Origin of the sequence: Nitratireductor sp. GISD-1A_MAKvit (assembly GCF_040819555.1) — a bacterium.
Taxonomy (GTDB): domain Bacteria; phylum Pseudomonadota; class Alphaproteobacteria; order Rhizobiales; family Rhizobiaceae; genus Nitratireductor.
Genome location: NZ_CP161920.1, coordinates 1,096,445 through 1,110,000, shown reverse-complemented (window position 1 = coordinate 1,110,000; position 13,556 = coordinate 1,096,445). Strand labels below are relative to the sequence as shown.

General features: G+C 59.7%; 10 protein-coding genes (1 of these 10 cut by a window edge). 2 read left to right on the top strand and 8 right to left on the bottom strand.

Annotation, left to right across the window (positions count from 1 at the left end; all coding sequences use genetic code 11):
- A protein-coding gene (locus AB2N04_RS06660) for a M23 family metallopeptidase (RefSeq protein WP_367717822.1) crosses the window boundary here: on the top strand, window positions 1-914 show its final stretch. 1,024 nt of this gene lie to the left of the window's left edge; 914 of the gene's 1,938 nt are visible here — the last part of the coding sequence; the start codon falls outside the window, past its left edge; its stop codon occupies window positions 912-914.
- 105 nt (window positions 915-1,019) lie between these two features.
- On the opposite strand, the gene AB2N04_RS06655 is transcribed toward AB2N04_RS06660, so the two are convergent.
- From AB2N04_RS06655 to AB2N04_RS06620, 8 genes are all read right to left on the bottom strand, one after another.
- Window positions 1,020-2,513 carry a L,D-transpeptidase gene (locus AB2N04_RS06655; RefSeq protein WP_367717820.1) on the bottom strand — a complete coding sequence of 498 codons (1,494 nt, stop codon included), beginning with the start codon at window positions 2,511-2,513 and terminating at the stop codon, window positions 1,020-1,022.
- Between the two features lie 130 nt (window positions 2,514-2,643).
- Complete coding sequence (locus AB2N04_RS06650; protein WP_367717818.1) at window positions 2,644-3,009, bottom strand: MmcQ/YjbR family DNA-binding protein; 366 nt, start codon at window positions 3,007-3,009, stop codon at window positions 2,644-2,646.
- Between the two features lie 29 nt (window positions 3,010-3,038).
- On the bottom strand, window positions 3,039-5,660 hold the full coding sequence (gene clpB / locus AB2N04_RS06645; protein WP_367717815.1) for an ATP-dependent chaperone ClpB: 2,622 nt from the start codon (window positions 5,658-5,660) through the stop codon (window positions 3,039-3,041).
- 214 nt (window positions 5,661-5,874) lie between these two features.
- The gene (locus tag AB2N04_RS06640; protein ID WP_367717814.1) at window positions 5,875-6,576 is read right to left on the bottom strand and encodes a DUF4167 domain-containing protein; all 702 of its coding nucleotides are present in this window, start codon (window positions 6,574-6,576) and stop codon (window positions 5,875-5,877) included.
- A 320-nt stretch (window positions 6,577-6,896) separates the two neighbouring features.
- The gene (gene prmC / locus AB2N04_RS06635) at window positions 6,897-7,781 is read right to left on the bottom strand and encodes a peptide chain release factor N(5)-glutamine methyltransferase (protein WP_367717812.1); all 885 of its coding nucleotides are present in this window, start codon (window positions 7,779-7,781) and stop codon (window positions 6,897-6,899) included.
- Window positions 7,774-8,853 (bottom strand): peptide chain release factor 1, encoded by a 1,080-nt coding sequence (prfA, locus tag AB2N04_RS06630; protein ID WP_367717810.1) that lies wholly within the window; start codon window positions 8,851-8,853, stop codon window positions 7,774-7,776. The genes prmC and prfA overlap by 8 nt, the downstream gene beginning before the upstream one ends.
- 21 nt (window positions 8,854-8,874) lie before the next feature.
- Window positions 8,875-11,145 (bottom strand): phosphoenolpyruvate--protein phosphotransferase, encoded by a 2,271-nt coding sequence (ptsP, locus tag AB2N04_RS06625; RefSeq protein ID WP_367717808.1) that lies wholly within the window; start codon window positions 11,143-11,145, stop codon window positions 8,875-8,877.
- A gap of 74 nt (window positions 11,146-11,219) precedes the next feature.
- Entirely contained in the window at window positions 11,220-12,494 is a 1,275-nt protein-coding gene (locus AB2N04_RS06620) for an aspartate kinase (RefSeq protein WP_367717806.1), read from the bottom strand.
- Between the two features lie 291 nt (window positions 12,495-12,785).
- Here AB2N04_RS06620 and ubiG point away from each other — a divergent pair, with 291 nt between their 5' ends.
- Complete coding sequence (gene ubiG / locus AB2N04_RS06615) at window positions 12,786-13,532, top strand: bifunctional 2-polyprenyl-6-hydroxyphenol methylase/3-demethylubiquinol 3-O-methyltransferase UbiG (RefSeq protein ID WP_367717804.1); 747 nt, start codon at window positions 12,786-12,788, stop codon at window positions 13,530-13,532.
- The last annotated feature ends 24 nt before the right edge of the window (window positions 13,533-13,556 follow it).

Below are 13,556 nucleotides of genomic sequence, written 5' to 3'. Positions count from 1 at the left end.
ATCGTGAGCAGTATGTGCCGGCCGCAGAACCTGAAATGAACCCCGTGCTTCTGGCAGCGTTCGATCATCCGACCGCCCCCCGCCGCATACCGCGTTCCGACCTGCCACGCGTCTACGATGGGATCTATCGTGCTGCATACGCGTATGGCCTGACCCCCGAGATGACCAAACGTCTCATCCGGCTTCTGTCGGCGGATGTGGATTTTCAGTCTCGACTGGCTCCAAGTGACAAGCTTGAAGTCTTCTTCTCCGCCCCCGACACGGAGAAAAACGCCACCGATCAATCAGAGCTGCTCTACGTCAAGGCGCGTTTCGGCGACGTCACCCGCACTTTCTACCGGTTTCAGTTCGATGATGGCACCGTTGACTATTTCGACGAGGACGGCAGAAGCGCCAAACGCTTCATGCTGCGCAATCCGGTGCCAAACGGGCGCTTTACGTCAGGCTTCGGCATGCGGCGCCATCCGGTTCTTGGATACAGCAAGATGCATACCGGCGTTGACTGGGCGGCGCCACGCGGCACCCCGATCATCGCCGCCGGCGACGGCGTAGTCGAAAAGGCCGGCTGGGCCGGCGGCTACGGCCGCCAGACCATCATCCGGCACAATAACGGCTTCAAGACCTCCTACAACCATCAGAGCGGCATCGCCAAGGGCGTCTCGGCCGGGGCGCGCGTTCGACAGGGGCAGGTTATCGGCTATGTGGGGGCCACCGGTCTCGTGACAGGCAACCACCTCCATTACGAGATGATCGTCAACGGAACCAAAGTGGACCCGATGCGCGTCCGTCTGCCCGACAACCGGGCGCTCAAGGGCAAGGACCTGCTCGCATTCGAACGGGAACGCAGCCGTATTGATGAATTGCTGCAGGACGCTGCGGACGCGCCGCTTTCGGTTGCCGCAAGCGGCAGCTAGGACGAGCGTTTCCGCATCAGAAAACCGTTCCACCATTGTCGGCGGAGCGGTATGTTTCCAAGCCGAAGAGCGCCTCCGCAGGTGTCTGCGCGGCGCGACGATCCTTCATTCGACAAATGTGACCGAAACGCCGGGCTTCACTTTCTTCGCCAGCTCTTCCGCATCCCAGTTGGTGAGACGGATACAGCCATGGGAAGCGGTCTTGCCTATCTTGGAAGGTTCCGGCGTACCGTGAATGCCATAGGTCGGCTTGGACAGTGCGATCCACACGGTTCCCACCGGCCCGTTGGGACCGGGCGGAATGGTGAGAACCCTGTCATTGTTGCCCTGCTTGAAGTTGACCTTGGGATTGTAGGTGTATTGAGGATTGAGCGCGATGCGCGCCACCGTATGTGTTCCGGTGGGCGAAGGGGTATCGGACGATCCGATTGTGGCGGGATAGGCGGCGACAAGCTGCCCGTCATCATTGTAGGCGCGCAACTGTTTGGCACTCTTGTCGGCAACGATGCGCGAAACCTTCGCTTTCATCGGTTCTCCGACATTCATCACTCTGATCACAGTGCCGGGCCGGTTGAAATTTGCATCCGGATTGAGCGCAAGAAGATATTTCTCATCCATGTGGAAGCGCTCAGCCAGCATCTCCACCACGGAGGTGTAGGAAAGTGCGTCGAGCTGCGCCTTTTTTCCGTAATCGGAAGGAACCGACGCAATGTACGGACCGGCTGCATCCTCAGGCGTGATGGTGTACTCGGTAAAGGCAGGGCCGCCCGTCCGTTCAAGCTCGGCCTTTACCCATTCCGCATCATAGGTTCGCAGCGTCTGGCCCGTAATCTCGCGATAGGTCCGAATGGCCTTGTTGACATTGTCTCCGGTCCGGCCATCGATCACGCCGGGCGAGGCACCCGCACGGTCGAGCAAAACCTGGAACCGTGCTACGTCTTCACTCACACCACGCGGCATCACCACCGCGCTGTCCCTGGGAAGTGAAGGTCCGCGCGATCCCGTATCGCGTTCTGATTCCGCATCGGGGATCGCCGCGTAGTTTTCGCGTCCACCGGGTGCATCAAGCGGAGCGCGATCAATGGTGCCCTGCCCGTACCCCGGCGCTTCAGGATAGGCGTTCCGGTCGTCAAACCGCGGTGGTTCACCATAAGTGCGGTCATCATAGGGCTCCGCATAACGCTCCCGTGGTGCGGTGCGCGCCCTTCCGCGATCACGCCGGTACCGGTCAACGTCACGAGGATCGGTAAAGTCGTAAACCTGTCCTTCGAACTCGCGCGGGCGGGAAGGCCTGCGCTCATATTGTCGACGCCCCGGTGCCGGCGGTCGAATCTCCACCACTTCACCGGTAAAGGCATCGACAATGATTTCACGCCCATACTGATCGATATAGACGTCAAAATCATAGTTTTGCACGAGTTGGACCCGAGGTTGCGCTGCCCGATCGCCGGCGCCATCACCACCGCGCGCGCTTCCGCCATCGACCAGGCGGGAGGGCTGAATGTCAGCCGGGATCTCGGGCATGGTCATCGCCGCCTGAACCCCAGCTGGCGCAAAAGCCAGACATAACACTGTCAGCAGGTGCGTTTTCACGTCCATTGCCCCTTGTCTCGACATACACGAACAGACTGATCACCCCACCGGCGATTCGCCCTTTTGACGAATGATTCACCATAGGAGATGAACCGGACGTGAAGATGGTGCCACTTGTGACAATTTTGCGGCCGGATCAGACCGGGTCCAGCCCCAGTTCTTGTCTCAGTTTACGGGTAAGACCCAGGGCTACAAGACGGTGGCTCTCGGCCAGATATTCCGCGAGCGCCTCGTCATCCATCGCTTCGTCCGTCTGTCGCTGGATCCACTTCATGCCACGGGAAGCAAGATAGGGCGCCGGGCGCAGTCCCGGCTGCTCACGAAGCACATCGAAGGCCAGTTCGGAACATTTGAAGGAGATGCCGAGCTTTCCCTCCGCGCCCTGGCTGCCGATGGCAAAAACCTTGCCTCCTACCTTCCAGACATGCGCACCGCCCCATTGAACAACATGAGTGGCGTGCGGAAGGGCACCGCAAACCGCGTTGAATCTGTCGGTTTCCATGTACCCTCCCGCGACCGGTCGTTTGAGCGCTATGCAGCCTGACTTGCCTCATCGGCCGCTGAGGCCTTCCGAGGGCGGAAATTCAACCGATCGGACCCCGCCGTGACCTTCACGTTGGACCCGTCGAATATCTCGCCCTGAAGAATCTTCTCCGCCAGCGGATCCTGAAGCTCCTTCTGCATCACCCGTTTCAGCGGGCGCGCACCATAGGCCGGGTCGTAACCCTTGTTGGCAAGCCACTCGATAGCCTCGTCGTCGAGGTCGAGCGTGATCTTCCGGTCCGAAAGCAACTTTTCCAGCCGCTGCAACTGGATTGCCACGATCTTCCCCATATCCGCGCGGCGAAGCCGATGGAAAAGAATGACCTCGTCAATCCGGTTCAGGAATTCCGGTCGGAAAGAAGCCTTGACCACATCCATCACACTGTCGCGCACCTTGTCGACGTCATCGGCCTCGCCAAGGTTCACCAGATACTCGGCGCCAAGGTTCGACGTCATCACGATCAGCGTGTTGCGGAAATCGACTGTGCGCCCTTGCCCGTCTGTCAGGCGGCCGTCATCGAGCACCTGAAGGAGAACGTTGAAAACATCCGGATGCGCCTTTTCGATCTCATCGAACAGAATTACCTGATAGGGACGTCGACGGACAGCCTCGGTGATGACGCCGCCCTCTTCGTAGCCGACATAGCCGGGAGGAGCCCCGATCAGACGGGCGACGGAATGTTTCTCCATGAACTCCGACATGTCGACGCGCACCATCGCCTGCTCGTCATCGAACAGGAAACTGGCCAATGCCTTGGTCAATTCGGTCTTGCCGACGCCCGTTGGGCCAAGGAACATGAAGGAGCCAATGGGCCGGTTGGGATCCTGCAGACCGGCACGCGCACGGCGAACGGCCTTGGAAACGGCCTGCACGGCCTCGCCCTGGCCTATCACCCGCCTGGCGATCTCGTCTTCCATCCGCAACAGTTTCTCGCGCTCGCCTTCCAGCATCTTGTCAACCGGAATACCGGTCCAGCGCGACACGATATGCGCCACGTGGTCCGGTTTGACGGTTTCCTCAACCATCCCGGACGCGCTCTCCTCCTCGCTCTGGGCCTCAGCGTCAGCGAGCTTTTTCTCCAGTTCCGGAATCTCACCATAGGCAAGCTCACCGGCGCGCTGGAATTCGCCCTTGCGCTGGGCAATCGCCAGCTCATTGCGCGCTTCGTCGAGCTGTTTCTTGAGATCGGCGGCAAGACCCAGCTTGTCTTTCTCCGCTGCCCAACGGCTGGTCAGACGAGCAGACTCCTCCTCAAGGTCGGTCAACTCGGTTTCAAGTTTCGCCAGCCGGTCTTTCGAGGCCTCGTCTTTCTCAGCCTTCAAGGCTTCGCGCTCGATCTTGAGCTGCATGATGCGCCGGTCGATTTCGTCCAGCTCCTCAGGCTTGGAATCAACCTGCATCCTCAACCGGGAGGCAGCCTCATCCACCAGATCGATCGCCTTGTCGGGAAGAAAGCGATCAGTGATATAACGATTGGACAGAGTTGCAGCCGCCACCAGGGCCGAATCGGAGACCCGGACCTTGTGATGCTGCTCATACTTCTCCTTCAACCCACGCAGGATCGAGACCGTGTCTTCAACAGTCGGTTCATTCACGAAAACCGGCTGAAAACGACGGGCCAGTGCAGCGTCCTTTTCCACGTGCTTGCGGTACTCATCGAGCGTGGTGGCACCGACACAGTGCAGTTCCCCCCGCGCCAGGGCCGGCTTCAGGAGGTTGGATGCATCCATGGCGCCATCGGCCTTTCCGGCACCGACAAGCGTATGCATCTCGTCAATGAAAAGGATGATGCTGCCGCTCGCTGCCGTCACCTCCGAAAGCACCGCTTTCAGACGTTCCTCGAACTCGCCGCGATATTTCGCACCGGCGATCAACGCCCCCATATCGAGCGCCATCAACTGCTTGTCTTTCAGGGATTCCGGCACATCGCCATTCACGATACGCAAAGCAAGCCCCTCGGCAATGGCCGTCTTACCAACGCCTGGCTCACCAATCAGGACCGGATTGTTCTTTGTCCTGCGCGAAAGAACCTGGATGGTGCGCCTGATCTCATCGTCGCGACCGATCACCGGATCGAGCTTGCCCGCCCGCGCATCGGCCGTAAGGTCGCGCGCATATTTCTTGAGCGCGTCATATCCCTGTTCGGCACTGGCCGAATCGGCTGTGCGTCCCTTGCGAATGTCGTTGATTGCCTGGTTAAGCCCAACCGGAGTGACACCCGCCTTCGACAGGATGTCCGAGGTTTTGGCGGACTTCTCCATGGCAAGCGCCGTCAGGAGGCGCTCTACGGTCACAAAGCTGTCCCCAGCCTTTGCGGCCAGTTCTTCAGCGGTGGAAAAAACCTTGGCCAGCGGCTGCGCCATATAAAGCTGCCCATTGCCCCCTTCAACCTGGGGCATCGCCTTGAGTGCGGCCTCGACGCCAAGGCGCACGTCCTTTGCGCTTCCACCAGCCCGCTCAATCAGAGAGGCGGCCAGGCCTTCATCGTCATCGACGAGAACCTTGAGCAGGTGCTCGGGCGTGAACTGCTGGTGATTGCTTGTGAGCGCCTGGGTCTGTGCCGACTGGACAAATCCGCGCACGCGCTCGGAGTATTTTTCAAAGTTCATAAGTGTCTCCATTTCCTTGCCAGCCTGCTGTGCAGCACTGACAACGACCAATGCGACGGGCTCCCAGAAACCATGATGCGATCAGAATATCACGGTCCCGCGTGGCAAGCCCAACAGTTTGAGATATGGGAACATATCCCTATCGGCACAAGATGGAGACAAACGAAAAACGGCGGGGAAGCCCCGCCGTTTCTGGAATTATCAGGAAGGCTGCTCAGCCCTGCGCAGCCACTTCATCAGTCGGCGCCGAGGAAGCTGCGGCTTCACCCGACTCACCGCCTTCGGCATCATCGGTCTTGCGGGCACGGGTGCGACGCGGGCGTTTGACGGCAGGCTTTTCGCCTTCCGTTGCCTCATCACCGTTCTCGGCCTTTGCGGCGGCAGGTTTGCGTCCCCGCCGGGCTGGCTTGGGTTTCTCGCCCTCCTCGCTGCCGTTAAGACCCTCGGTGGCACGACCGTTTGCAGACTTGCTTTCCGTGTCATCGCCATTCAGGGCGATTTCAGCGGGCACACCCTTGATCTCCGGCTGGGGACCAGAGCCATCCTCCACGCGCTTTTGGCGCTGGGGTTTCTGGTTGTTGCCATTGCCGGCTTCAGATGCGTCCTGCTCGTCGGCGTCGCCATCATTATCGTCACGGTTTTCACGTGCCTGCTGCTGCTGTTGCTGCGCCTGAGCCGCGGCAATGATGCGATTATAATGCTCTGCATGCTGCAGGTAGTTTTCGGCCATCACGCGATCGCCGGAACTCTGCGCATCACGCGCAAGGGTAGCATATTTATCAGCCACCTGCTGTGCGGTTCCGCGGATTTTCACATCCGGGCCATTGCTCTCGTAGCTGCGTGCTAACGGATTCGGGCCCTTGCGGTTGTTGTTGCCGCGACCGCGCATGCGCCTGTTCTGCTGTTGTGGCCTCATTCGACTCTCTTGGTTTTTTGAGACTGCTTGTTCGAGACAGATTTTTTGAAACGATACTCTTTTCAGATGGCGGACGATGGCGGGAGGCCAGCAGTCTCACATCTCCCCTGGGCCCAATGCCGCTCCGCGTTTCGCGGGCGCCGATGCCATGCTGTGCCGCTTCAAATCAGTTGCCGGACAATCCCCACAATGAAGCAGAGGCGATAAACGCCTTTCACGACAGCTGGTCCTCGGGAACCGAATCGATAACGGTGCTGTCTGCTTCGTCCCATCCGGTAGGCGGAACCTAACGGCATTCTTTTGCAATGCCAAGCTTTTTTTCAAGCTTCTTCACGGGGCTTGTCCGCCACGAAAACCAGCGCCCGATCATGCCCCGCCAGATCCCTTTCGCTCGCATGAAGCCGAAAGCCCGCGCCGTCAAACAGCGCACTGACAGCGTCTTTCTGATCGTGCCCGATCTCAAGGGCCACCATGCCTCCGACCGCCAGAAAGGCACCGCTGTGGGTTGCAAGCACGCGGTATGCGGCAAGTCCGTCTTCACCCGCCACCAGCGCCCTCCACGGGTCGTGATCCCGAACCTCCACGGAAAGCTGATGCCAGTCCTTCTCACGAATGTAGGGCGGGTTCGAAACGATCACGTCAAACCGACCGGATATGTTTTCAAACCAGTCGGACCGGCATGTTTCGAACCGTGATCCGTACCCATTGATATCGGCATTCCTTTGCGCGGTTGCAAGCGCATCAGCTGAAATATCCGCGCCGATAATCCGCGCGTTCGGCAAGACACTGAGCAATGCGAGCGCCACCGCTCCGGTACCCGTTCCCAGATCGAGAATACGCCAGGGACGATCCACGCCGCCAAGACCACGGATTTGCGCCAGAACGAGGTCCACCAGGGTTTCGGTGTCCGGACGGGGTTCAAGCGTCTCGGGGGAAAGCTCCAGCCTGAGCCCGTAAAACTCCCGCGATCCGAGAATTCGATGAGCGGGCCTGCCACCGATCCTTTCGGCAATGGCCTGCTCAAGCCGTTTACGCGTTTCAACCGAAACCGTCTGCTCGGGCCGAGACAGGGCATCCAGCCGTGTGGTCTGGGTAAAATGCTCCACCAGAAGGCGGGCGTTCAGCGCCGCATCAGGGACGTTCGCCTGTTTCAGTGTTTGACGCGCCCATGAAAGCAGGGCGCCAAGCGTCATGACCTCAGCCATCCGCCCCGGTTTCCGAGAGCAGTCTGGCCTGATGGTCGGAAATCAGCGCATCGATCACCTCATCGAGGTCACCTTCGATAACCCTGTCGAGCTTGTAGAGCGTGAGGTTGATTCTGTGGTCCGTCAGCCGACCCTGTGGGAAATTATACGTGCGAATGCGCTCCGAACGATCACCGCTGCCCACCTGCAGGCGCCTTGCCTCCGAACGCTCGTCGGCGGCCTTCATGCGCTGCATGTCGAACAGGCGCGCACGAAGAATCTGCATGGCCCGAGCGCGGTTCTGATGCTGGGATTTTTCTGCCTGCAGCACCACGACCCCTGTGGGGATATGCGTGATCCGAACCGCCGAATCGGTGGTGTTGACGTGCTGTCCACCGGCCCCCGAAGCGCGCATCGTATCTATGCGAATGTCCTCGGGCTTGATGTCGACATCGATGTCTTCGGCTTCCGGCAGAACCGCCACCGTGGCGGCAGAGGTGTGGATACGCCCCTGCGCCTCCGTTGCAGGCACGCGCTGTACACGGTGAACACCGGATTCAAACTTCAGACGGGAGAAAACCCCTCGCCCCGAAACAGTCGCGATGATCTCCTTGTAGCCACCCGCCTCGCCTTCGCTGGCGGAGACGACCTCCACGCGCCATCCCTTCTCCGAAGCATAGCGCTCGTACATGCGGAACAGGTCACCGGCAAAAAGCGCGGCCTCATCGCCACCGGTGCCAGCGCGAATTTCCAGAATGGCATTCTTCTCGTCGGCTTCATCCTTCGGAAGCAGTAGAATCTGCAGTTCCTCGCCCAGCGTTTCGATACGGGCCTCGACCTCGGGCAGATCAGCTTCGGCAAGTTCGCGCATTTCCTTGTCCGTCGCGGCATCGACGATCATGGAGTTCAGATCTTCCAGTTCGCCTTCGGCCTGGCGCAGCTCACGGATCTTTCCCGCAACCTCCTGCAACTCCGAATATTCCGACGCCAGCTTCACGTAGACTTCCGGCTCCGGGCCCGACGCCATCTGCGTTTCGATGAGCTCGAAACGTTTGAGTACCTGGTCCATGCGGTCGCGCGGCAAGTCGGTCATCGACGGGAAAGCCTGTGAGTTCTAGAGAGCAATATTGTGCCTGTTGGCGAAATCGCGAAGCAGCGCGCGAATATCGGTGGATGCACTGTGATTGGCAAGAGCCTCCTCCATCAGCACCGAAAGGTCCGACAGTGGAAGTTCGCAAAGCATGGCCTTGACGGGGCCGATGGCCGCAGGCGCCATGGAAATCGAGCGATAGCCAATTCCAAGCAACGCCATGGCCGAAATTGGGCGGCCAGCCAACTCGCCACACAGCGTCACCGGTGTGCCGTACTGATCTCCTGCACGCACGATCTGCCGAAGAATGCGCAGGAACGGCACGCACAACGGGTCGAACCTGTCTGCGATGCGCGTGTTTCCACGATCCGTGGCCGTCACGAACTGGAAGAGATCATTGGACCCGACGGAGACGAAGTCCACCGCCTGCATGAGTTCATCGAGTTGCCAGAGCAGAGATGGCACTTCGATCATGGCGCCGAGCTTCAGCTGTGTCGGCAACAGATAACCGAAACGCGACAGGTGACGCACCTCGCGATCGATGATGTCGCGCGCCTGCCGCACTTCATTCACTTCCGTGACCATGGGCAGCATCATGCGCAGTTCGCGCCCGCCCGAGGCTTTCAGAAGCGCCCTGATCTGGGTGCGTAGAAGCCCCGGCCGATCCAGCGTCAGGCGGATGGCCCGCCAGCCGAGTGCCGGGTTTTCTTCGTGCTGGGCTCCCTTGAAATAGGGAAGCACCTTGTCGCCACCAATGTCGATCGTGCGGAAGGTAACCGGCTTTCCGCCTGCCGCCTCCAGAACTTCGCGATAAAGCCGCTCCTGTGCCTCCACCCTGGGGAAGGCGGCCGCCACCATGAATTGCAGTTCCGTGCGGAAAAGCCCGATACCGGCAGCGCCCGACTGCGCCAGCTGCGGAAGGTCCACGGCCAGACCCGCATTCATCAAAAGATGTACGGGCACATTGTCCCTGGTCTCGGTCGGGCGATCGCGTAGCTCCTGATAGAGCTTCTGACGGCGCGCACGGAAGCGCACCTTCTCGGCATAGGCCTCCTCGACATCCGACTGAGGTCGCAGGTGAACCTGACCATCCTCGCCATCGACGATGATCGCATCCCCGTTCTCCGACATCGAGACGGCACCCTTGACCTGCCCTACTGTCGGCAAGCCAATGGCGCGTGCGACAATCACGATATGACTGGTCGGCGCCCCTTCTTCCAGAACTAGGCCCCGGAGCTTCTGTCGCGGATAGTCGAGAAGCTCCGCCGCCCCCATGGACCGGGCAACAATGATGGCATCCTTGGGCAGGATTTCCGCCAGGGCATCGGGCCCCCGCCCCATGAGCTGTCGCAGGAGCCGATTTGCAAGATCGTCAAAGTCGCTCATCCGCTCACGCAGATAGGGGTCGGTCATATGCATCATGCGCGCGCGCATGTCGCTCTGCACTTTTTCCACCGCAGCTTCCGCAGTGAGCCCATTGTTGATGGCCTCTTTCAGGCGGCGCACCCAGCCACGATCATTGGCAAACATGCGATATGCCTCGAGCACGGCCCGGTGTTCGCCTTCAAAGGCAACATCGCGCCGCGACAGCATGTCGTCGATGGACAGGCGCAGCGAATCGAGCGCGCTTTCAAGCCGTTCCAGTTCCTCGTCACTGTCCTCATTGAAAAGCGCTGTCACAACGATCCGTGGCTCGTGCAGAACCACGTGCCCAAGCCCAACCCCTTCGTTGAAGGGCAGCCCCGTCATGCTCACGGGTCGGCTGAGATCGAGTTCGATACCGGGACGGGTCAGCCGCGCCAGATCACCGGTGGCGATCATTTCGGCAATCACCATTGCCACCGTTTCCAGCGCCTCGATCTCGTCTTCGCGATAATGGCGCATGGTGCGGTTCTGCACCACGAGAACACCCAGCGTCCGCCCGGCCCTCAGGACGGGAACACCGAGAAATGAGTGATAGGCCTCCTCACCGGTTTCAGGCAGATAGGTGAAGGCAGGATGCTTCTGGGCATCGGAAAGATTGAGTGGCCGCGCGCTCGCGGCAATCGTGCCCACCAGACCCTGCCCGAGGCGAAGCTGAGCCAGATGTACGGCGCCGGGATTGAGCCCTTCGGTGGCATAGAGTTCCAGCATGGAGTCGGCGCGCAGCACATAAAGCGAGCACACTTCGGCCACCATGTTCTGGGCGATCTCCCGAACGATATGATCGAGACGCTCCTGAGGATCGAGCGCCTCGGCCATAAGCTCACGCAAACGCCTTAACAAAACTCTCGGGCCGCCGGCCGAATCTCGCATGGAACCCCTCTTCGTTGGCCCAGTCCAGCCGCATGAAGAAGCCAGGCAAAAGCCGGTTTTGGGTGGTTAACTGCCTATTGCTTATCGAGACCGTAGACAGAATGCAAAGTGCGGACCGCCAATTCTGCATAAGGCCCATCGATCAGGATCGAGATCTTGATTTCAGATGTGGTGATCGCGCGTATGTTGATACCCTTCTCGGCCAACGCCTTGAAGGCGATGGCAGCCACACCGGCGTGGCTTCTCATGCCGATGCCGATAACGGAAACTTTCACCATCCCCGCTTCCGACTGAATGGCGTCGAAGCCCACCGTTTCACGAACCTTCTCCAGAACTCCGACGGCTTTTTCAAGATCACCGGATGGCACGGTGAAGGTCATGTCGGTGCGCGAACCATCCTCGGAGATGTTCTGCACGATCATATCGACATTGATATTCGCTTCGGCGAGCGGCCCGAAAATGCCGGCAGAAATGCCAGGACGGTCGGAGACGCGGCGAAGCGAAATCTGCGCTTCATCCTTGGCGTAGGCGATGCCGGTGACGACTTGCTGTTCCACGATTTCATCCTCATCGCATATGAGCGTACCGGGTGGGTTGTCGAAATCCCCCATGCCCGGCGCATCCGGATCCTCGAAAGACGATCTCACAAAGGTTCTGACCTTGTGCACCATGGCCAGTTCCACAGAGCGCACCTGCAGGACCTTGGCCCCCAGGGAAGCCATCTCAAGCATCTCTTCGAAAGAGATTTTTGGAAGTCGCCGCGCTCGCGGTTCAATCCGTGGATCGGTCGTGTAGACACCGTCCACGTCGGTATAGATATCACAGCGATCGGCCTTGACCGCAGCAGCCACGGCCACAGCGCTGGTATCGGATCCACCACGGCCCAGCGTCGCGATACGGTTGTCTGGCCCGATGCCCTGGAACCCGGCAACAACGGCCACCTGCCCGGTGCCCATGCGCCGAACGATTTCGCTGCCGTCAATATCCTGAATACGGGCGGCACCATGCGCACCATCGGTGCGGATGGGAATCTGCCAGCCCTGCCAGGAGCGCGCGTCCACACCCATGGACTGAAGGGCAATCGCCAAAAGGCCGCTGGTGACCTGCTCTCCCGAAGCAACGATGGAATCGTACTCACGCGCATCATAGAAAGGAGATTCGGCACCGGTGGCCTTAGGCATGGACTGCGCCCAGCCAACCAGTTCGTTGGTTTTGCCCGACATGGCCGAAACGACAACCGCCACTTCATGTCCGGCGTCCGTTTCACGTTTTACATGGCGCGCAACATTGTGGATGCGGTCGATATCAGCGACGGAGGTCCCGCCGAACTTCATCACGATGCGCGCCATGGGAACGAAGTGCCTTTTCTCGGAAATTCCTAATGCCCGGCAGAAGCGGACACAACACGACGCAATGGCGGCGACCCGCCCTGCGCCGCGCACTCCATACCCAAAAGATCACTTATCTGCAAGCAATCCGGCAAGGGCCGTAAACCGGGCGAAAAGCCCCCTGAACTCCCACCCCGCCAACGGTTTCGAAAGCGCCGCTTGGTGCAGTGAGACAATTCCCGCCTTGACAATCGGGCTGACCACCCCGACTTCATGAGAGCATGTTATAGCAACACCCAGCGAGGGGTTTCCATGTCAGAAGCGCGACAGACGACCATCGATACGCGGGAGATCGAGCATTTTTCCGCGCTCGCGGCTGAATGGTGGAACCCCGCAGGCAAAATGGGTGTTCTTCACAAGTTCAATCCGGTCAGGCTCGCCTATATCCGCGACCATGTCGCCGCTCATTTCGGCCGCGATCCCCACATGGCAAAACCATTTGCCGGACTGCGCATGCTTGACATCGGGTGTGGTGGCGGGCTGCTCTGCGAACCCATGGCGCGCCTTGGTGCGTCCGTGGTGGGTGCTGATGCTTCCGAAACCAATATCGAAGTTGCCAAAATTCACGCAGAGCAGAGCGGACTGGATATCGATTACCGCGCCACGACAGCCGAAGCACTGGCCGATTCCGGTGAAAAATTCGATATCATTCTGAACATGGAAGTCGTGGAACACGTCGCCGACGTGGATCTTTTTCTTTCGAAATGCGGAGAAATGCTCAAACCGGGCGGCCTCATGTTCGTCGCCACCATCAATCGCACCCTCAAAGCATGGGGGCTGGCGATCATCGGCGCCGAATATGTTCTGAAATGGCTGCCGCGCGGAACACATCAGTATGAAAAGCTGGTCCGCCCGGATGAACTGCAAAAAGCGCTCGCCGAGGCCGGTATCGATATCATCGACCGCAGCGGGGTGGTCTACCATCCCGTCAGCGACCGTTGGCAGCGGTCACGCGACATGGATGTAAACTACATGGTTGCTGCGACAAAGCCTGACTGAGTGCTGCCGCGCGATCCGCTCCCT

What these genes read in the sequence shown, in the direction of transcription:
- AB2N04_RS06655 (WP_367717820.1), bottom strand. Translation starts at nt 2,513, where the DNA reads ATGGACGTGAAAACGCACCTGCTGACAGTGTTATGTCTGGCTTTTGCG.
- AB2N04_RS06650 (WP_367717818.1), bottom strand. Translation starts at nt 3,009, where the DNA reads ATGGAAACCGACAGATTCAACGCGGTTTGCGGTGCCCTTCCGCACGCC.
- clpB (WP_367717815.1), bottom strand. Translation starts at nt 5,660, where the DNA reads ATGAACTTTGAAAAATACTCCGAGCGCGTGCGCGGATTTGTCCAGTCG.
- AB2N04_RS06640 (WP_367717814.1), bottom strand. Translation starts at nt 6,576, where the DNA reads ATGAGGCCACAACAGCAGAACAGGCGCATGCGCGGTCGCGGCAACAAC.
- prmC (WP_367717812.1), bottom strand. Translation starts at nt 7,781, where the DNA reads ATGGCTGAGGTCATGACGCTTGGCGCCCTGCTTTCATGGGCGCGTCAA.
- prfA (WP_367717810.1), bottom strand. Translation starts at nt 8,853, where the DNA reads ATGACCGACTTGCCGCGCGACCGCATGGACCAGGTACTCAAACGTTTC.
- ptsP (WP_367717808.1), bottom strand. Translation starts at nt 11,145, where the DNA reads ATGCGAGATTCGGCCGGCGGCCCGAGAGTTTTGTTAAGGCGTTTGCGT.
- AB2N04_RS06620 (WP_367717806.1), bottom strand. Translation starts at nt 12,494, where the DNA reads ATGGCGCGCATCGTGATGAAGTTCGGCGGGACCTCCGTCGCTGATATC.
- ubiG (WP_367717804.1), top strand. Translation starts at nt 12,786, where the DNA reads ATGTCAGAAGCGCGACAGACGACCATCGATACGCGGGAGATCGAGCAT.